Origin of the sequence: Methanothermococcus sp. (assembly GCF_015523155.1) — an archaeon.
In the GTDB taxonomy this organism is placed as follows: domain Archaea; phylum AGJL01; class Methanococci; order Methanococcales; family Methanococcaceae; genus Methanofervidicoccus.
This window is the reverse complement of the sequence record NZ_WAKW01000008.1, coordinates 1-20,467: the sequence shown is the minus strand read 5'-3', so window position 1 is coordinate 20,467 and position 20,467 is coordinate 1. Positions and strand designations below refer to the sequence as shown.

The 20,467-nt window shown below is 30.2% G+C and carries 22 protein-coding genes; 15 read left to right on the top strand and 7 right to left on the bottom strand.

The window, feature by feature from the left end:
• Positions 1-19: 19 nt before the first annotated feature.
• The 8 genes from F7B34_RS01505 to pssA all read left to right on the top strand — a co-directional run bounded on the left by F7B34_RS01505 (position 20) and on the right by pssA (position 4,885).
• Entirely contained in the window at positions 20-649 is a 630-nt protein-coding gene (locus tag F7B34_RS01505) for a hypothetical protein (RefSeq protein ID WP_292459781.1), read from the top strand.
• 72 nt (positions 650-721) lie between these two features.
• Positions 722-1,243: a chorismate pyruvate-lyase family protein gene (locus F7B34_RS01500; protein ID WP_292459780.1), complete on the top strand. Its 522-nt coding sequence runs from the start codon at positions 722-724 to the stop codon at positions 1,241-1,243.
• An 18-nt stretch (positions 1,244-1,261) separates the two neighbouring features.
• Positions 1,262-2,281 (top strand): AmmeMemoRadiSam system radical SAM enzyme, encoded by a 1,020-nt coding sequence (gene amrS, locus F7B34_RS01495; RefSeq protein ID WP_292459778.1) that lies wholly within the window; start codon positions 1,262-1,264, stop codon positions 2,279-2,281.
• 23 nt (positions 2,282-2,304) lie between these two features.
• Complete coding sequence (locus F7B34_RS01490; RefSeq protein WP_292459777.1) at positions 2,305-2,748, top strand: MFS transporter; 444 nt, start codon at positions 2,305-2,307, stop codon at positions 2,746-2,748.
• Positions 2,693-3,031: a hypothetical protein gene (locus F7B34_RS01485; RefSeq protein ID WP_292459774.1), complete on the top strand. Its 339-nt coding sequence runs from the start codon at positions 2,693-2,695 to the stop codon at positions 3,029-3,031. The genes F7B34_RS01490 and F7B34_RS01485 overlap by 56 nt, the downstream gene beginning before the upstream one ends.
• A gap of 139 nt (positions 3,032-3,170) precedes the next feature.
• Complete coding sequence (locus F7B34_RS01480; protein ID WP_292459792.1) at positions 3,171-3,497, top strand: MFS transporter; 327 nt, start codon at positions 3,171-3,173, stop codon at positions 3,495-3,497.
• A 106-nt stretch (positions 3,498-3,603) separates the two neighbouring features.
• A complete protein-coding gene (locus F7B34_RS01475; RefSeq protein WP_292459772.1) occupies positions 3,604-4,173 on the top strand; it encodes a hypothetical protein in 570 nt (189 codons plus the stop codon).
• A 76-nt stretch (positions 4,174-4,249) separates the two neighbouring features.
• Positions 4,250-4,885, top strand: coding sequence for a CDP-diacylglycerol--serine O-phosphatidyltransferase (gene pssA, locus F7B34_RS01470; protein WP_292459770.1), 636 nt, complete (start codon positions 4,250-4,252; stop codon positions 4,883-4,885).
• Between the two features lie 59 nt (positions 4,886-4,944).
• Here pssA and ftsY read toward each other — a convergent pair whose 3' ends face one another.
• Complete coding sequence (ftsY, locus tag F7B34_RS01465; RefSeq protein WP_292459767.1) at positions 4,945-6,228, bottom strand: signal recognition particle-docking protein FtsY; 1,284 nt, start codon at positions 6,226-6,228, stop codon at positions 4,945-4,947.
• A 167-nt stretch (positions 6,229-6,395) separates the two neighbouring features.
• On the opposite strand from ftsY, the gene F7B34_RS01460 reads away from it, so the two are divergent.
• Complete coding sequence (locus F7B34_RS01460; protein WP_292459766.1) at positions 6,396-6,839, top strand: Hsp20/alpha crystallin family protein; 444 nt, start codon at positions 6,396-6,398, stop codon at positions 6,837-6,839.
• On the opposite strand, the gene F7B34_RS01455 is transcribed toward F7B34_RS01460, so the two are convergent.
• Entirely contained in the window at positions 6,840-7,418 is a 579-nt protein-coding gene (locus F7B34_RS01455) for a thermonuclease family protein (RefSeq protein ID WP_394355306.1), read from the bottom strand.
• Between the two features lie 91 nt (positions 7,419-7,509).
• Here F7B34_RS01455 and F7B34_RS01450 point away from each other — a divergent pair, with 91 nt between their 5' ends.
• The gene (locus tag F7B34_RS01450) at positions 7,510-8,019 is read left to right on the top strand and encodes a Holliday junction resolvase-like protein (protein ID WP_292459763.1); all 510 of its coding nucleotides are present in this window, start codon (positions 7,510-7,512) and stop codon (positions 8,017-8,019) included.
• A gap of 60 nt (positions 8,020-8,079) precedes the next feature.
• Here the strand turns inward: F7B34_RS01450 and F7B34_RS01445 are convergent, their stop codons facing one another.
• The 3 genes from F7B34_RS01445 to rpsB all read right to left on the bottom strand — a co-directional run bounded on the left by F7B34_RS01445 (position 8,080) and on the right by rpsB (position 10,221).
• Complete coding sequence (locus F7B34_RS01445) at positions 8,080-8,772, bottom strand: 30S ribosomal protein S3ae (RefSeq protein WP_292459761.1); 693 nt, start codon at positions 8,770-8,772, stop codon at positions 8,080-8,082.
• 89 nt (positions 8,773-8,861) lie between these two features.
• Complete coding sequence (locus F7B34_RS01440) at positions 8,862-9,467, bottom strand: HVO_0476 family zinc finger protein (protein ID WP_292459760.1); 606 nt, start codon at positions 9,465-9,467, stop codon at positions 8,862-8,864.
• A 100-nt stretch (positions 9,468-9,567) separates the two neighbouring features.
• The gene (gene rpsB, locus F7B34_RS01435; RefSeq protein ID WP_292459758.1) at positions 9,568-10,221 is read right to left on the bottom strand and encodes a 30S ribosomal protein S2; all 654 of its coding nucleotides are present in this window, start codon (positions 10,219-10,221) and stop codon (positions 9,568-9,570) included.
• A gap of 340 nt (positions 10,222-10,561) precedes the next feature.
• Between rpsB and F7B34_RS01430 the strand changes: the two genes are divergently transcribed.
• The 5 genes from F7B34_RS01430 to F7B34_RS01410 all read left to right on the top strand — a co-directional run bounded on the left by F7B34_RS01430 (position 10,562) and on the right by F7B34_RS01410 (position 15,657).
• A complete protein-coding gene (locus tag F7B34_RS01430; RefSeq protein WP_292459756.1) occupies positions 10,562-11,944 on the top strand; it encodes a Pre-mRNA processing ribonucleoprotein in 1,383 nt (460 codons plus the stop codon).
• A 6-nt stretch (positions 11,945-11,950) separates the two neighbouring features.
• Positions 11,951-12,652: a fibrillarin-like rRNA/tRNA 2'-O-methyltransferase gene (locus tag F7B34_RS01425; protein ID WP_292459790.1), complete on the top strand. Its 702-nt coding sequence runs from the start codon at positions 11,951-11,953 to the stop codon at positions 12,650-12,652.
• Between the two features lie 139 nt (positions 12,653-12,791).
• Entirely contained in the window at positions 12,792-14,186 is a 1,395-nt protein-coding gene (gene bioA / locus F7B34_RS01420; protein WP_292459754.1) for an adenosylmethionine--8-amino-7-oxononanoate transaminase, read from the top strand.
• Positions 14,187-14,237: 51 nt separating this feature from the next.
• A complete protein-coding gene (locus tag F7B34_RS01415) occupies positions 14,238-14,813 on the top strand; it encodes a diacylglycerol/polyprenol kinase family protein (RefSeq protein WP_292459753.1) in 576 nt (191 codons plus the stop codon).
• A gap of 58 nt (positions 14,814-14,871) precedes the next feature.
• Positions 14,872-15,657: a 4-phosphopantoate--beta-alanine ligase gene (locus F7B34_RS01410; protein ID WP_292459751.1), complete on the top strand. Its 786-nt coding sequence runs from the start codon at positions 14,872-14,874 to the stop codon at positions 15,655-15,657.
• Positions 15,658-15,685: 28 nt separating this feature from the next.
• On the opposite strand, the gene F7B34_RS01405 is transcribed toward F7B34_RS01410, so the two are convergent.
• Both F7B34_RS01405 and purL read right to left on the bottom strand, forming a co-directional pair.
• A complete protein-coding gene (locus F7B34_RS01405) occupies positions 15,686-17,755 on the bottom strand; it encodes a metallophosphoesterase (RefSeq protein WP_292459749.1) in 2,070 nt (689 codons plus the stop codon).
• Between the two features lie 210 nt (positions 17,756-17,965).
• Positions 17,966-20,170, bottom strand: a complete 2,205-nt coding sequence (purL, locus tag F7B34_RS01400) for a phosphoribosylformylglycinamidine synthase subunit PurL (protein ID WP_292459747.1) — start codon at positions 20,168-20,170, stop codon at positions 17,966-17,968.
• Positions 20,171-20,467 lie beyond the last annotated feature (297 nt).

Below are 20,467 nucleotides of genomic sequence, written 5' to 3'. Positions count from 1 at the left end.
ACAAATTAGGGTGTGAAAAATGGAAACTACTACCATAAAAAAAGAACTTGAAAATCTAAATAATAAAATAAAAGAGCTCTATGAAAAGGCAGAAGAAATAAAGGAAAAAAGAAATAGTGCAAATAAAGAGGTAAAATCACATAAGGAAAAAAGAGAAAATATAAATAAAATAGTTAAAGAAAAAATAGAACTTATAAGAACTCTAAAAAAAGAAAGGGGAGAGTTATTAACCGAATTTAAGGAATTAAAAGTAAATAAAGATTCAATAAACCAAAAAATACAGCAGCTGGAAACAATAATCGAAACCAAATGTCCATCTTTGGAGAAGGAGAGGGAGCTCGTAGCTGAGATTGAATCCTATAAAAAGCTTCTTGAAAAAAGCAATATTATTGACCAACTAAACAAAAAAATAGCCGAGATTTCAGAAGAAATTTCAGGATTTGTTAAAAAATCAGCAGAAGAACATGAGAAGGTTCTAGAACATGCAAAAATAAGTGCAGAAAATCATCAAAAGTTAATGGAAATATATGCTCAAATAAATAAATTAAAAGAAAAATCTAAGGAATTGTATCAAAAATTAAAAGAATCCAATAAAGAGAATGAAAAGGAAAAAGAAGAAAATAAAAGAGAAAAAAGAAAATCACAATAATAAAAAATAAAATATAAGTAAAATAATAAGAACGGTAATCTAATATTAAAATGATTAATAAGTGTGTTAATAATGGTAGGCATGATAATAAAGCCATATAAAGTAATAAATGAACTTTCAAAAAAATATCCCCTTAAAAATGAAGAAAAAATACTCCTTGGAACTGATGGAAGTATAACCAATATATTGGAAATATTATTCAACGAAGAGGTTGTTGTAAAAACTACCCATCAGGAGGTAAGGAACAACACAAGTTATAGGAGTGTAATACTTGAAATTAAGGGGATTCCTTTAATATATGCAACTTCAAAGATTTCTCTCAAAATCATCAACAATGATTATCTAAGAAAAAATATAAAAAAAGACTTATTATCTGCGAATATTCCTATCGGAAAGATATTAAAAATCCATAATTTGGAAACACGAAGGGAGATTAAAAATATTGATTACAAAGAAATAGATGATACTGTTAAATCGTACCTTAAAACAGATAAAAAGGCACTACCTCAAAGAACCTATAATATAATTTATAACAGCAAGGTTCTTATGGAAATTACTGAAATATTTAATATAGGCGAATATTTAGAAAATTAAAAAATAAGGGAGATTGTTATGAATTCTAAGCTTCACGAGGCCACGTTTTATGAACCTATGGACAAAAATATGGTTAGATGTAATTTATGTCATAGACATTGTATAATACCTGAGGGGAAGAGGGGATTTTGTAGAGGAAGAGAAAATATAAATGGAGTATTGTATGCCATAAATTATGGAAAGGTATGTTCTGTTGCAATTGACCCCATAGAGAAAAAACCATTATTTCATTTTCATCCTGGTTCATCGGTATTTTCAATTGCCACAGGAGGTTGCAATTTTAGATGCAAACACTGTCAAAATTGGCAGATAAGTCAGTTCCCACCAGATGAAATCCCATATACTGAATTATATCCAAAGGATATTGTAGAAACTACTTTAAAATATAAATGCGATGGAATAGCATACACTTATACGGAACCAACGATTTTTTATGAGCTTATGTATGATACAACAAATATTGCAAGGGAAAAGGGATTATATAATGTAATGGTAACAAATGGGTATATTGAGAAGGAACCCCTTAAACATTTGAAAATAGATGCCATGAATATAGATATAAAGGGCAATGAAAAATTCTATAAAGAAATATGCTCTGCAAAGTTGGAACCTGTATTAAAAACATGCATACTTGCAAAGAAATTGGGCATCCATGTGGAAATAACCAATTTAATAATACCAACATACAACGACAATATAGATGATATAAAATATATAATAGAATTTGTAAAGGATAAATTAGGTAAAGAAACCCCACTTCATTTTACAAGATTTTATCCCGATTATAAATTAACAAATGTCCCACCAACTCCTGTGGAAACACTAGTGAAAGCAAGGGAATTGGCACTGGAAGAAGGTTTAAAGTATGTATATGTTGGAAATATCCCAGGTCATGGGGGAGAAAATACATACTGCCCAAACTGCGGAGCTCTGTTAATTGATAGAACTGGATTTTCAATAACAATAAACAATTTAGATATATCATCGGGAACTCCAAAATGTCCAGAATGTGGAGAAATTATTGACATTATTATTTAATCTTCTTTATTTTTTGTGAGAGTATGAAAATTAAGGAAGGTGTTAAAGAAAAAAAATATTATGGCATAAATAAAAATGTTTTTTTGTTGAGTATTGTTAGTTTTATAAATGATATAAACAGTGAAATGATTATGCCTATTTTACCAATGTTTATATCATCATTGGGAGGTTCAAGTTTAATTGTTGGTTTAATTGGGGGATTAAGGGATAGTATAGCTAGTATTTTAAAGGTAGTATTTGGATATTATTCAGATAAAACGGGAAAACGGAAGATTTTTGTTTTTTCAGGATATTTTGCCTCGTCCATATTTAAATTTTTATTATCTCTTTCAAAAACATGGTCAGGAGTTTTGTTTTTTTCAGTATTTGAAAGGATTGGAAAAGGTGTTAGAACTGCACCAAGGGGATGCCATGATAGCCGATTCAACAGAGGTGGGAAAAAGAGGAGTGGGTTTTGGCATCCATAGGGCGTTTGATACATTTGGAGCCATTATTGGTTCAATAACAGTCTTTATATTATTTTGGTTTTTAAAATATGATTTCAACAAAATTATATTGATTGCCGCAATAATTTCATTTTTTACACTTATTCCTCTTTATTTTGTTAAAGAAGTATCGGGCAATAAAACAAACCTATCATTAAAAATAAGCTTAAAAAATCTATCGAAACCCCTTAAACTGTTTATATTAGTTTCAGCCATATTTACACTGGCTAATTTCAGCTATATGTTTTTCGTACTGAGAGCTTAGGAATATTTCACTGGTGAATTATCTGTGGGAATGCCCATTTTACTGTATGCTTTATTTAATATATTCTATGCATCATTTGCCATTCCATTTGGGATTCTTTCAGATAAGATAGGGAGAAAAAAGGTTATTATTTCAGGCTATTTTTTTATACGCCTTAACTTCTTTTGGTTTTGCATACTTTCATTCTTTGAATTGGTTTATCCTATTGTTTGCATTATATGGTATATCTTATGCCATAATTCAAGGAAATCAGAGGGCTTATGTTTCTGACCTGAGCTCAGACGAAATAAGGGGGACAGCACTTGGAACATTCCACACGGTTGTAGGATTAATAAGCCTACCTTCCAGTTTAATAGCTGGATATTTATGGCAAATCAATCCTAAAATAACCTTTATATATGGGGGAATTGTTGCATTTATTTCCGGTGCAGTTTTTTATATGTTATATTTAATAAATTATAAATAATTTATATTTATTATTACTATTTTATTAATCGCTGTTGCATCATTACTACAATTATTATAATCATCATCATAAATCTATGTAATTAATAAGTAATACTTGTGAAATCATGTTTCAGGAAGATAAAAAAAGAACCATGGAAAAGCTAAAAGAGGCAATAAAAAATAATTTTGTAGATAAAGAGGTAATGTTTATAGTGGATAAAATAAACGAAATGGAGAATTATTATACTACGAGCTCTTGTGCAGGAAGATGCGGTATTATGGAATTTCCAAAGAATAAAAATCCGAAGATATATTCAAAATGGCTTGGAAAATGGCACCATTATGCAAAGGAAGAAGAATTATTTGAAGCAATTAATAAAAAATCAGAAAATTTTGAAACCATGGTTTTTGTAATGAATTCTCCAATTTTGCATGTTGCGTCAAAGGATATAATCCATGCAAAAAAACTTCTCGAACTTGCAATTCATAACGGTTTAAAGGCATCGTCCATAAAATCCATAACAGATAGGAGAATAATAGTTGAAATTTTAAGCACATATAAAATGGATGTTCCAATAGGCATAAATGGTGAGCTCTTAGTGGATAATAATTATTTAAAAATGTTATTAAATATTGGAAATAAGAAGCTTGAAAAATCAAGAGAATGTATCAATCGACTTTATAAAGTGTTATAATTAATTTTTATATAATGTTATATTTATTAAACCTAAAAAGAAAAAGGAAAAATAAAAATAAAAAAAGATGATAAAAATGTTTAAAATTAAGGATATTATTACAATATCGGATTATGTAACTATCATAAATATTATTTTTGGTATGCTTGCCATATTGTTTCATGATTTCAGATTTATATACATAGCAATAGTTTTTGATGCTATGGATGGTTATATTGCAAGAAAAACTAATACCGTGTCAGATTTTGGGGCAGAACTGGACAGTATCTGTGATGTTGTTAGTTTTGGGGTAGCTCCTGCTTATTTACTTTATTATTATTTCGAAGGAACATTTAGCTTAATTGCATCATTGGTATTTCTCATATGCGGAGCTCTGCGGTTGGCAAGATTTGGTATATTGGATGTTAAGTATTTTGTTGGGCTTCCCATACCTGCGGGAGCTTTGGTTCTAAGTATTACCTGTGAATTGTTTTTGAGATATTCCAATATTGTAGGATATAATTTTAGTGATATAATCGTTCCGATATTGGCAGTATTGTTTGGATTGTTGATGATAAGTGATATTAAATATCCAAAATATCCAAATAAAATAGGAATGGCAATATTTGCGATTTCGCTAATTTTGGCAGTATTTGGAATATTTGAGCCATTGGCAGTTTGTGCTATTGGATATATTGGATATGGTGTTTTAAAAATGGATATTGAAAAATAAAATAAATAAAAAGGGTATGAATATCAAAATATGGAGGTTTTCATCTCTATATTGCTATATTAGAACTCCCTCTCAGTAGAGTATTTAACTTCTTCATCTCCAAATAATTTATTCACCATCCAATCCACATTAAATTCTTCTAAATCCTTATATCTTTGACCTACCCCTAAGAATAAAATAGGTTTTCCAATGGCATAGGCAATGGAAAGTGCTGCGCCACCTTTTGCATCTGCATCTACTTTTGTTAATATTACACCATCTATATTAACGGCGTTGTTGAATTCCTCAGCCTGGATTATGGCATCGTTTCCAGCAAGGGCATCCCCTACAAATACAACCAAATCAGGTTTTGTTACCCTTATTACTTTTTTAATTTCATCCATTAAATTAATATTTGTGGCCTGTCTTCCAGCAGTATCTGCTAAAACTACATTTATCCCTCTGGCTTTTGCATGTTGTATTGCATCGTATATTACAGCAGCACTATCCGCACCTTTTTGATGTTTTATAACTCTAACATTTATATTTTTAGCATGCTCTTCAAGCTGTTCAATTGCTCCAGCCCTAAATGTGTCTCCTGCTGCTAAAACCACAGAATATCCTCTTTCTTTTAATTTATATGCAAGTTTTGCTATCGATGTAGTTTTTCCTGTTCCATTTATACCTACAAATACTATCACAGCAGGTTCCTTTAATTTTTTCTTCTCCTCTATCAATTGATATATATCTATATTTTTTTGAGATAATATTTCTTTTATGGCATTTTTTAAAGCGTTTAATGTAATCTTTTCAGGGTCATCTTTTGCCGTTATTTTTGTTCCTACAAGCTGATTTTTTAATGATTCAACAAGTTTTTCGACGACATCATAGGCAACATCAGCCTCTAATAATTCCAGTTCCAATTCTTCCAAAACATCTTCTATATCATCCTCGGTTAATACAACATCTTTACCAAGGGCTTTTTTTATAGTTTTTGTTATTTTATATCTATCAAAGAATCCAATTTTTTTTTTCTTTTCAACACTTTCAGTGGATTTTTCTCCTATCTCTGAATTATTATTTGTATTAGTTATATTATTTGCATCTTTCACATTTGCCTCTGTTCTGGATTCTACTTCTTTTTTTCCTAAACTGATTGATTTAGCTATTCCTTTTTTTTCAGAGCCTGATTTTTCCTTCTTTTCATTCTTTATTTCATTGGTCTTTTGCGATCCCTTATAAGTTTCAGTATTAATATTAGCAAAGCTTTCTTCGTGATTTTCTTCGGTTATCCCCTTTGAATATATCTTTTCAGTTAATTTTAAAACTGTTTTGTTTAATTTTTCCTTTAAACTTCCAAACATGATACCACCGTAAATAAAATATATAATTTATTTAATAATGAGTTTTTTTTGTTTTTATAGTTATTTTTATTAATTATTAGTAATTGTGGCATAATAATACACTAAATAGAAATATTTATATAGAACAATTGAGGTATAATATTATAGAAAAAAATGGGGTGAAAAATATGTTTGGAAGAGATCCATTTTCAGAGATTGAAAAATTGATGGCTGAAATGTTTATGTCTCCAATGGGTGGAATGAGAACTATGAAAATGAGTTCAGGAGGTCTTGAAGTTTCTGGTAAAGGATATATGCCAATTACATTGATTGAAGGGGACAATAATATAAAAGTCATAGCAATGATTCCAGGTGTAAATAAGGAAGATATTGTAGTTAATGCTGTTGGAGACACCTTAGAAATTAGGGCAAAAAGAGCACCATTGATGATAACAGAATCTGAAAGAGTTATTTATTCAGAAATTCCTGAGGATGGAGAAATATATAGAACAATAAAATTACCTGCAACTGTAAAAGAGGATACAGCATCTGCCAAATTTGAAAATGGTATGCTTATAGTAGATTTACCAAAGAGTGAAGTATCCATTAAAAAAGGTATTAATATTGAATAATTAATTATTATATTTTAATTTGCTTAAATTCCACAATCCTATTCTATTTTCTTTTGCATATCTTTCTTCTTTTAAATATTCATTTTTTAATTCAAAATTAGACACATAAACCCTAGCATATCCATTTTTAATCAATTCTTCGTTAAAATCCCTTCCATCCACATATATGTATGCGAGATATCTGCCGTAATATCCTTTTTTTGGAGCTTTGTTATCAAAAACTACAACAACAGTCTTATTTCCCAGCTCGTTTTTTGCATAATCTTTTGCCTTATAACCCCACACTTTCAAATAAGTTATATTAGTAATTGGATGGTTGTTGATATAAAATTTTTCCGGACTATTCTTGTGATATATCTCTGGTGTATCAACACCTAAAAGTCTTATTTTATACTTTGTTCCGTTTTCAGCCATAACCCATATTGTATCACCATCTGTAATTTTTATAACCTTGGCAGTAAAATGCTCGTGGTTATTGATAAAATTATTTGCATTGTTGTAGTTGTTATTTATATGTATATCCAAACATTCAGAAAAAGCTATAAAACTACTTATAAATAATAGCACCCATACTAGCATAAGTTTTTTAATAATCTCACCTCCATAATATATATGCAATTATTAGTTAATTCATTTATTCCACTATATTATAAATTTTACAGTTGATAATATGGATTTAATTTTAAATTTAATAGTATTGTTATTGGTAGTTGTTTTAATCTTTTTGTTTTGGAAGTATTTAAAATTAAAAGAAGAGATAGAGCTCAGGGCATTAAAGTTATTCGATGAATGGAAAACCATTGAATTAAAAAGAGAAGTTGATGAAAAAGCAAAAATTTTATTTAAAGAGTGGAAGCAGAAGGAGGAAAAAAATATAAGAAGGGACGCCATTAAAAGAAGCGAGGCTGTTGTAAAGGGTAAAATAATAGAAAATTTAATTCCATACTTTCCAGAATTTAAATACAATCCAAAGGATGCAAGATTTATTGGAAGTCCTGTGGATTTTGTAGTATTTGATGGATTAAGTGAAAGAAATTTAAGAAAAATAGTATTTGTAGAGGTAAAAACTGGAAAAAAAGGGACTTTATCAAATAGGGAAAAACTTATTAAAAAATGTGTAGAAAACAAAAATATCAAATATGAATTAATCCACCATAGTCATAGTTACGAAAAATCCTAAAAATAATGAAAATTTTATCTTATTTATGTTATAAATAAAAAAGAAAAAAAGTTATTTAATTTATTCCTCTTTCACTTCTTCGGTTTCTACCTTTTCTTCTACTTCTGCGGTAGATTCTTCGGTTTCTTCTGGTTCAGGAGCTTCTACTGGTTTTCCAAACTCTAAAACTTCTGATTTATAAACTTCTACTCTTTTCATAGGGAATATTTTTTTGCACTCCCCATATATTTTTGAACCCAATCCACCTAACAACATAGCTTGAACAAATTCTGGGAATGTTGCGTTTTTAGCCATATCTCTGACAATTTCTTCCATTTTCTTTCTTATGTCTGTTTTGTGGTGGTCTCTTGCTCTAACTGCTGTTAAAACCATAGCTTTAACTCTTAACTTGTATCCATCTTTTGTTCTTACATCTGTGATGGTTGTTATTTTACTTCTTCTTCTTCTAATTAAGGATTTTAAATATTCTCTTGTTGTATCATGACCAACAAATTGGGTTGTTGCGTTTGTTCCGCTAACTCCGTCTATTTTGAAGTACATTCTTATCATGTGTTTTGAGTGGTCATTTGTTAAATCTTTTAAGCTTGTTTCTGCAACTCTTCCAATAACTAATGATGGGTCGTTTGCAGGAGTATGACCTATTAAATCTCCACCGAATGACTGTGGGGTATATATATTATACCATGATTTTGTTTTCCAAGTATCTCTGGCCACTCTTCTTCCTTTGCCAGCCCTAGCTTTCATTCTTGCCATGAATTACACCTCATTAGTGATATTACGATATATTTGTAATTTAAATAATTTATTAAATAATTATATATAGGCAGGTATTTTTAATTTATTTACACAATATTTTCAGTTAAATCCTCATAATTTCTAACAGGTCTTGAAGAGTTTGCATATATTCTTTTTATTTTTCTTGCAATTTCCCTTTTAAATGTTCCTTTTTCAGTTTTTATCATCTTTATTTTAAAGAACATCCTTCCTACTCGATATGTTGTTTCATTATCGAATACATAATCTTGAGGAACTAATATATTGATGGAATAGGTGGTATCTCTATCGTTTATAGAAATACCAACCTTTTTAGGTATGTTTAGAGATTTTGCCCATATCGTTTGTATATCTTCAACCTTTGATGACATAACCCTCTTTGTAGTTTCTATACTGGTTATTTCCACATCCTCTCCAAAAATATTTATGATATCCCCGACTTTTAAAACTTCATCCACTGGAAGCTGAGAAACCTTTTTTTCAGATTCCCCGTATCTGCTTATAATTACCTTCACATCTTTTAGTTTTATATTTTTTTCAACATCATGGACATATCCGCAGTTCAAACACTTTACAGTTAGCTTTATGTGTTTTTTTGACTCCTGCCTTTTTAATATATCATGAGGGGTTATGTCGTCGCAAATTGGGCATTCAAATAATAATTCTTCATCCATTTTAATCATCCTATGGCATAGTAAGGTATGCTAAATAATACATTTTTATATTTTTGCATCCTCAAATTATTTGTATTAATATATATTAACTTTTTTATATTTATCTTCTTCTCCTTCCTCTCTGGAACTGTTGTGGTGTGATTTTTACCTTAACATTCATAGCCTTTTCCAAGAATTCTTCATATGTGAATGGTACATCTTCACCAATCAATCCTCTGTTTTTCATGTATTCTCTTGCTATGAGGTAGTATATTAATGAAACTGCTTTTCTACCTTTGTTGTTTGTTGGGATTATGAAGTCGATAAATGAGGTTAAATGTTCTGTATCGCACATTCCTACAACAGGGATTCCGATTTCTATTGCTTCTTTTAATGCCTGTCTATCTACCCTAGGGTCGCTTAAAAATAGAACCTCTGGTTCAAGGAATTTTCTTGATGATGGGTTTGTCAATGTTCCTGGAACAAACCTTCCTGCAACTGTGGTTATTCCAGTAATTTGACCGAATTTCTTCAAAGGACCTACTGAGTAAATTCTTCTTGAAACTGCTAAAATATCTTCTGGTTCATAGTTTGATAAGAATTTTGCAGCCAATCTTATTCTCTCATCTGTTTTTCTAACATCTAAAACATAAAGTCCATCAGACCTTACTCTGTAAATAAACCTTTTCATGTCTTCTGTTTTTTGCTGAGTTCCTATGTGAATTCCAGACGCCAAATATGTGTCCAATGTTGTCAATAGGTTTTCATCTGTCATATTTGCTCCTCCAAAAAAGTGGTTTTCTGGCTTAAAAACAAAGCCATCTTTTCATTTAGATTAATATGTTTAATTTAGGTTGTTTTATATTTATATTTAATCCATATCGTTTGCTTTTAGCGGTTAAACTACTTTAAAAAATTAACAATAGCATAATATATACTATAATATATATAGTTTTCTGATGAAAAGGATATACTTAGAAGCAATAAAAATGCCATAGTTTAAATATTATGAATATATTATCTAAAATAAAAATATTAAATAAAAATTCTATTTTAGGTTATATATAATAATTATTTATTTATATTAAATTTTATATTAAATTAATGGTGATTTTATGATATATTTAACATTTGCACCTTATGGAGCATTTGCTTTGGAATCAGATGGAAATTTAGAGAATTTAACAATAGATGATATAAAATACTGCAAAATCTTTGAGGAAGAGGATATTCCTAAGATTATGTATGATTTGAGGAATGGAAATTTTGAAATTGTTGAGGAGCTAAAAAAAGAATGGAATATAACTAACGACGAAGGAATGGAGGAAGAAATAAATATTGAACTATCTGAAAACGAGCCAAATATTGCAGGGGAGCTTATAAGGAAAAACCTATATGAACTAGGTAATAAATACAATGTTTTTAAAGATTATGATGATTTTATTGAAAAAATGAATTTATGGGGCACCGAATTTACAAAATTGCTCATGAAAAAATCTTCCGAGGAAGGAGATAAGTTAATAATCCAAACTGTAAGTGCATTGGATGATTTAGATGAGAGCTTAAATTTATTCTCCGAGAGATTTAGAGAGTGGTATTCATTATACTTCCCAGAGATGGATAAATTGATAAAAAAACACGAGCTCTATGTAGATGTGGCATCCACATACACAGAAAGGGATAATTACACAAGAACAAGGCTGAAAAAATCCCTCCCTTCAAAGCTTGCAAGAACATTATCCACAGTTGCAAAAAAATCAATGGGTGCAGAGTTGTCAGAGAGGGATTTGGCAGTTATAAAAATATTTGCAGAAGAAATAAAATCAATGTATAATCTCCGAGAAAATTTACAGAAGTATTTGGAAGAATTAATGGAAGAAACTGCTCCAAACTTGACAAAAATGGCTGGTTCATCATTAGGTGCAAGGTTAATAAGTTTAACCGGTGGGATTGATAGATTATCAAAACTTCCAGCATCCACAATACAGGTGATAGGTGCGGAAAAGGCATTATTTGCACATCTTAGAGAAGGAGCTCTACCTCCAAAACATGGTGTGATATTCCAGCATCCTCTTCTTCAATCATCACCGTGGTGGATTAAAGGTAAGGTTGCAAGAGCTCTCGCATGCAAACTTTCAATTGCAGTTAGGGCAGATGTATTTGGAAACTATATTGCAGATGAGCTCCTGGAAGACCTCAATAAAAAGGTCGAGTCTATAAAGGAAAAATACCCAGAGCCAAGAAAGAAAAAACCAGTAAGAAGAGATGACGATAGAAGAGGTAAAAAAGGAAAAGGAAGAGGAGAAGCCAAGGGTAAGGGAAAAGGTAGAAAAGAAGATAGGGCTAAGGGTAAGCCGGGTGGAAAAGGAAAGGATAAGCAACCAGAAAAATCATCAAAACCTAAGAAAAAATCAGAAAAAACAAGACAAAAAAATCATAAAAAAGACAGACCAAAAACTGAGAGAAAAGTAATAGGAAAAACATCCTCTAAATTATAAATTAAAATATTCGGTGATACTGTGAAAATTAAGGAAATTTTTGATAATATTTACGAAGTAGATATGGGCGATGGAATAAGAAGAATCGCTACAAAATCGCTGGTTCCATCAAAAAGAGTATATGGGGAAAAATTAATTGAAGTAGATGGTATAGAATATAGAATTTGGAATCCCAATAAAAGTAAGTTGGGAGCTTCCATAATAAATGGATTAAAACACATGCCAATCAAAAGAAGCACAAAAGTCCTTTATTTGGGAGTATCCGCAGGAACAACACCATCCCATGTTGCAGATATAACTGAGAGCTCACCAGTTTATTCTGTGGAATTTGCACCAAGGATTATGAGGGAGTTTTTAGAAGTCTGCAACGATAGGAAAAATTTAATCCCAATATTGGGGGATGCAAATGCCCCAAATACTTACTCAAATATAGTTGAGAAAGTAGATGTAATTTTTGAGGATGTTGCACAGCCAAATCAGGCAGAGATACTTGTAAAAAATGCAAAATGGTTTTTAAAAGAAAATGGATATGGAATGATTTCCATAAAAGCCAGAAGTGTCGATGTTGTTAGAAATCCAAAAGAAATATTTGAGGAACAGAAGGAGATTTTAATAAACGGCGGTTTTGAAATCATTGACGAGGTAAATATTGAGCCATTTGAAAAAGACCACATGTTATTTGTTGGAATTTGGAAAGGAGAAAATTAATAAAAAATAATAATTAATATGATAATTAAATATTTATTCTACTTTTTATTTTATTTTAATTTTTTTATATTTTATTTAAATAGTTGATATTATTATATTTTAATAAACATGATAATTTTTAGTTATAGATGGTGATAAGATGAATAATAAATTTAATCCAGAACAACTTGTCGAATGGGACAAAAAATATGTTTGGCATCCATATACGCAGATGAAAGAATATGACCCGCCATCAAAAAATATAATTGTAGAAAGGGGCGAAGGAAACTACTTAATAGACATAAACGGAAAGAAATATCTTGATGCAGTTTCTTCCATATGGTGCAATCTTTTCGGACACAGTGAAAAAAGAATAATTGATGCAATGAAAAATCAAGCTGAAAAAATATGCCATTCTACGCTTTTAGGCTGTGGAAATGTCCCTTCAATAGTTTTAGCAAAAAAACTTGTTGAAATCACCCCGCCACATTTAAATAAGGTATTTTATTCAGAAGATGGTGCGGAAGCTGTGGAAATAGCTGTTAAAATGGCTTTTGAATATTATCAATTAAGGGATGGTAAAAAAAATAAAAGAACAAAATTTGTTTCAGTGAAAGAAGGTTATCATGGAGATACAATTGGAACAATGAGTGTGGGGGGTAGTGAAACATTCCACGGATTTTTTAAACCACTTTTATTTAAGGGCTATCATGCGAATGCCCCATACTGTTATAGGTGTGAATACCACAATTTCAAGGATACCGATGAGAGAAATGAAAAAGGATGCAGTATGAAATGCCTTGAAAATATGCTGAATCTTATAGAAGAGCATAAGGATGAACTGTTTTGTGTAATTCTTGAAGCAGGAGTAATGGGTTCAGCTGGTATGATTCCATACCCTGATGGGTATATCGAAGAAGTTGCAAAGAAATGTAAGGAAAACGACATAATACTAATACTGGATGAAGTGGCAACCTTTGGAAGATTGGGAAAATACCTTTTTTCAGATAATGAAACATTAAAGAAACTGGAAAAACCAGACATAATCACCCTTGGAAAAGGGATAACTGGCGGATATGTGCCACTTGCAGCAACCATTACAACGGAAGAAATATATAATCAGTTTTTAGGAGATTTTGAAGAATGCAGGCAGTTTTTCCACGGACACACATATACAGGAAATCAAATATTATGTGCTGCATCAATTGCCACAATGGACATGCTAAAAAATGATGGGGTATTTGAAAATATCGAGGAAAAGATAAAACTACTTCATGACTCATTGGATAAATTGAAGGAACTGGAACATGTTGGAGATATTAGGAAGAAAGGTTTTATGATTGGTATAGAGCTCGTAAAGAACAAAGAAACTAAGGAGCCATATCCTTATGAATTTAAGGCAGGGTATAAAGTTGCGGATAAATTACTTGAAAAGGGCATATATATGAGACCAATATTTAATACGCTGATAATTATTCCACCATTGACAATTACTGAGGAAGAAATAAAGTTTTTATGTGATAAATTATATGAGGCAATTAAAGAAAGTTTGTAATTTTAGTAAATAATACTGGATATTGACTAATTAATAACCTTAGGTATTATTATGATAATAAGAGAAATATATCGGCAGACCCTACATATAATATTTGGAATCATTGTAGCTTTTTCCGTCCTATATATTGGAAAAGCACCCCTTATACTACCATTATTTATTTTAATATTAATTGGAATTTTATTGTATTATTATTTAAAAGAGCATTATATTCCAATAATATCTGATTTACTTAATATGTGTGGAAGGGACAATGAATGTGGAAAAGGGGCTATTCTATTTGCAATTGGTTTGTTGATAACATTGATTATAATTGAAGATATTAACTCTGCATTTTATTCCATACTTGTTTTTGCTATTGGAGATGGACTTGCCACATTAATTGGAGTTAGAGGAAAATTAAAAATAAAATATTTTGGAAAAACTATTGAAGGATTTTTGGCATTTTTTATTTCGGCATGTATTATATTATATTATCCTTATGGAATGTATGGAATTATTGTTGCATTTATTGGTGCCTGCGTCGAGTTTGTTAGTAAAAAAATAAAAATTGATGACAATTTAATACTTCCAGTTCTTATAGCTATTATTTTGGAATATATTAATAAATATGGGCTATTAAAATAATTATCAATATAATTATTAATATAAATTATTTAATAAATAAAAAATTGAAAGGGAGATTATGACATTTGTTCCAAAAACACATCCAAGATACAAATCATTATTAAATCGTGAAAAGGTAGTGGAAGCACTAAATAAAGGAATACTTGCAAAAGCTGGGCTTACTGCACACGGTAGAGGAGAGGCATTTGATTATCTCATTGGTGAGGAAACCATAGATATAGCATTAAAATCAATAAAAGCTTCTGCGGCAATGCTCGTATTAGCGAAAAATCCAGTAATTTCAATTAATGGAAACACAATAGCCCTTGCAAAAGACGAAATTGTTCAACTTGCAGAAGAATTAAACGGCAAAATAGAGGTAAATCTATTTTACAGAACAAAAGAAAGAGAAGAAAACATAAAAAAAGCTTTTGAAGAAGATTCAAATATAAAGGAAAAACTAAATAATAATAAAATAAAATTACTTGGAATAGATGACGCAGATAAGCAAATACCTAATTTAGACAGTCTAAGAGGTAAGGTTTCAGGAGAAGGAATATATTCCGCAGATGTTGTGCTTGTCCCTTTGGAAGATGGAGATAGAACAGAAGCTCTTGTAAATATGGGTAAGAAGGTAATTTCCATTGATTTAAATCCACTTTCAAGAACTGCGAGGAAATCCACTATTACAATAGTAGATGAACTGACAAGATGTATCCCATTATTAACAAAATATGTTAAAGAATATAAAAAAATGGATAAACATGAGCTCCGAAAAATTATAGATGAATATGATAATAGAGAAAATTTGAAGGAGATGTTAAATTATATTTCCAATAGGTTAAAAAATATAGATTTGGAATAATTTTATATTTTTATTTTTATATTATGGATTATTTTGTAATTTTATCAATTGGTATGTTTATATAATCTTTTTGTTTAATCTTATCCCTAAGATTATTTACAATTTTTTGTAAATCATACAAATCTACTTCATTAGTTCTTTTTAATAAATGATATTCTTCCATATTTTTAAAATCAACATCATTTTGATATGATTCTAAAATTTTTTTACAGAATTCTACTTTACGCATTCCATCAAAATCATAAGGTCTTGTTCCTTCATAGGTTAAAATACCACCATTTGGAAGTTTATATTTGAATATTTTAATTTTCTTTTCAGAATTGTCAAAATAATCACAAACATCTTTTAATGTTTTTGATGGCATTGGAATCCCTATCTGAGTTTTAATTTTATGATGTACATTAATAAAGGCTTCTTTAACAGGTTTTAATTTAATCTTTCTACTTCTAAATAAATTTAATATGCTATTTCGGTCTTCCCCTCCATAATGTAGTATTTTATAACCCTCCGATATTAATTTATTGACTAAATTAACAACCTCTTCCTCTTCCCCTATTGAAAATTGTTTTATTTTCCCATCAATTAAAAATCCATATAATACAACATTTGATGAATTAATATACTCTACGTCAAAATAAACAACTTTTTTTTCAAAAAGCCACCCTAAATCATTACTTAGTATAACTAATTCCCCATCTTTTGCAAATACTTTTGAAATGGCTTCCATTAGTATCATTTTAGATAGTCCATTCTTTATTTTTTGTACTAATTTTACAGCATGCTCTTTTTTAATATCTTCTGGTTTTTTAACTCCCATTCTGTAAAGTTCTATAACATGGGATAAACTAAAACCATATTTGCATTTTATATTCCAATATAAATTGGGAAAATCAGAAACAAATTCATCTCCAAACTCTTCTATTGCAGAACGAAGAATTTTACATTCTCTTTCATATAAAACTCCCAATTTACATAAATTTTTATATAATTCATCTCCGGTTTTAGATGATTTAACTGCAAGTTCAAAATTTGAAGGTATCTTTATCCATTTAGTTTTAATTTCATTTTCTTCTATTTCAATTAATGCCATATTACCATGAGATATATCATCATCATGAGATGCAACATTAATTATATGAGTGTTTTCAAAAAGAGTTTCATTACTCCCTTCTCTATGCACATGACCACAAACCACCAATAATGGCTTTTTTTCTTTTATAAATTCCAATAGTGGTTTTGACCCAATGTGTTTTCCCCCAAATCTTATAGCGTAATCTAATATATTATAGGGCGGAGCATGTGATAAAACAATTATTTTTTTATTTTTATACTTTTTTGCCATATTATTAAGATGCTTTTTAACAGTTTTGTCATCATAAGATAGAATGTAATTAATTTTTGTATCAGTGGGAGCTCCCTCTAAACCAATGATTACAAAATCACCAATTACTAAGGGTTTAGTATGCACATCATAAACATTTTTATGTTTTATTCCAATTTCTCGATATATTGGGTGATTGTCATTACCAAGAACAAAACATAACCCATTTTTGGATAATTCAGCCAGTTTTTTAAAATATTCTTTTTTATTAGAAAAATAAATCAATCCTCCAATGCTCTCATTTTTATCAATATAATATATAATCTGTTTTTCAAGAAAATTTTTTATATCTTCAAGTGGCGGTTCTTTATTTTCATATTTGTTAATTTTATCATAAAGCATACTTCGGATTTCATAATTATTGGAATTATTAAATATATAATTAGATAGATAATTAATTATTTCTTTTTTTGTATATTTTTTCTTTTCTTTTTTAAAATAGAATATGGCTATATCACTTAAAGTTGCAGATGATTTTTTGTCTATATTTACAAGAGGGGCATATTGTATTTTTTCTTTATCAAAAGTATTAACTTTCTGCTCAATAATTTGCTTTAAAAGTTTTTGTGGCAAACTTTCGAATCTATCAATATCGTCTCCACCATATAAAATAACATCTGGTTCAATATCTTTTATAATTTCTATACATTTCTCTATGGAATGTGCTCGTAAATCTGAAAATGCCACTATTCTCAATTTATTTTCTGTTCTGTTCATAATATGCCCTAGTTTCTTACTAGTTGTAAATGTTTAATTTTATCATTTAAATAATATTTTGGCCCTAGATGGTCTAATGGTATATTTACGTTTATTGCAGAAGTAGAGAAATATATAAGAAAAATGGAAAAATTAAAAAAGGAATACAAGAATATCATGGTTTAAGTGTGGTGGATATTTTAACCTCTCTCTAACAAACTCGATTTTTTATTACATTTCTCCCATCATTTCGGAGAATGCATTTTTATATTCTTTTTTCATTTCTCCTACATTCATATTTACAATTTCTTTGTTGTTGTTTATTATTTTCAATGAACTTCCTCCGATTTTTCCAATAACATATTCATTTTCACCGAGAGCTCTCATAACTTTATCCTTATTTTCCTCACTTACAGCAAGTATTATTCTTCCAGATGTTTCTGAGAATAGCAATATGTCGTCCCTTAAATTGTTTTTATTGTATTCTGTTAAATCGAGCTCTGCACCAATATTGTTGCTTATGCACATTTTTGAGATGGCAACAGCAAGACCTCCCCTTGAACAGTCGGAAGCTTCATTTATCAGTCCTTCATTTATCAACTCAACCACTGTGGAATATATTGCTTTTTCCTTCTCCAAATCTGCTCTTGGAACCATTCCTTTTTCTGTGTTGTGTATGTATTTGTAGTATTCGCTTCCTCCCATTTCATCCTTTGTTTCATTTGTAATTATTAATACATCCCCTTCTTTTACTTTGTTAAATACGGAAGGAACCTTTTCAACATCTTCAATCTTTCCAACTATGCAGATTGTTGGGGTCGGGTTTATTGGATAGTCCTTTCCATCAATTATGGTTTCGTTGTATAAACTTACATTTCCTCCAACTACTGGGATATTGAAGAACTCAGCACAATCAGCAAGCCCTTCAACACATTTTTTTATTTGATACATTCTTTCAGGTCTTTCAGGATTTCCAAAATTCAAATTGTCAAGCATTCCAATAGGTTTTGCCCCAACAGTAGCTAAATTCCTTACTGATTCACATACTAAATTAATACTTCCAATATATGGGTTTAATTTACAGTATGTTGGATTACAATCTGTTGTTAAGGCAAGTCCTTTTGGATAACCTTCAATAAGTCGCAATACTGCACCATCCTTTCCAGGTTTTACAACTGTTCTTACCTGAACCTCGTGGTCGTATCTTTCGTAAATCCATTCCTTTGAATTTATATTTGGGCTTTTCAACAATTTTAATAAAATATCATTTAAATCGTCTGGTTGAGGTATTTCGTCCTTATTATCAGGAGTTTCTAATATACATTCTTTTTCTTCCCTATCTACAAGTGTAGCTTCACAGAGCAATTCCAACGGCAAATCTATAACCACTTCTCCGTTCATTTTTGCCACTAATTTTTTTGTATCGGTGGTTTTTCCTATCACTGATGCGGGGAGCTCATACTTTTCAAATATTTTTATAACTTCCTCTTCACTTCCTTCCTCAACAGCTAAAAGCATTCTCTCCTGCGATTCTGAAACCATTATTTCATAAGGAGTCATACCTTCTTCCCTAAGTATGACATTTTCAAGGTAGAGCTCTGCACCAACACCACCGCTATAACACATTTCAGAGCATGATGAGGTAATCCCCGCAGCTCCAAGGTCTTTCATTGCCTTAATCTTTCCAGTTTTGCATGCCTCCAATGTGGCATCAATTAAACATTTTTCTGTGAAGGCGTCCCCAATCTGAACGCTTGGTCTGTCCTCCTCACTTTCACTTGTGAGGTCTTTTGAGGCAAATGAAGCTCCTCCTATTCCGTCCCTTCCAGTACTTCCAACAAGTATGAGGGATAAATTAGGCTCTTTTGCCTTTCCTGTGATTATGTCTTTTTCCTTTACAAGTCCGATACATACCACATTTACAAGGTTGTTGTAGTCGTAGGATTTATCGAATTCACACTCTCCTCCAACAGTTGGAACTCCGATTCTGTTTCCATAGTCTCCAATACCTTCAACAACTCCTTCAACAAGCCATCTTACTTTGTCCTGCTCCTCTCCGTTTATATCTCCAAACCTCAAAGCATCCATTAATGCTATCGGTTTAGCGTTCATGGAAATTATATCCCTTACAATTCCTCCAACTCCTGTTGCCGCACCGTTGTATGGGTCTATGTATGACGGGTGGTTGTGGCTCTCCATAGCCATGGCAACGCATAAATCATTTTCTTCATCTATTTTTATCAATGCTGCGTCATCCCCTGGACCTACGACGATATTTTGATTTTCTTTTATGGTCTTTCCAAATAACCTTAAAATATTTTTTGTGCTTCTGTATGAACAATGTTCGCTCCAAAGGTTTTCAAACATTCCAATTTCCACATCATTTGGCTTTCTTCCAAGTTTTTTCCCTATATATTTTAAATCGTTTAAATCCATACTTTTCCTCCATTTTTAAAAAATAATAGAATAAAATTAATAATCACTAAATATAGTTATATATAATTTAAAATAATTAAAATCTAATATTTATAATTTAGTGGTTTTCTAAGTTATTTTATAATAAAATATATATAGATATGTAGAGTATGGTCAAAATATATACACCATACTAAATATAATATTATAAAAAAGACGATATTATGAAGGCTAGGAAGTAGTGGCTAAAATAATTAAGATTTAATTAATCAAATTCCTAAACGAAGAAAGGAAGGGAGGAAAATATATAATTTTAGA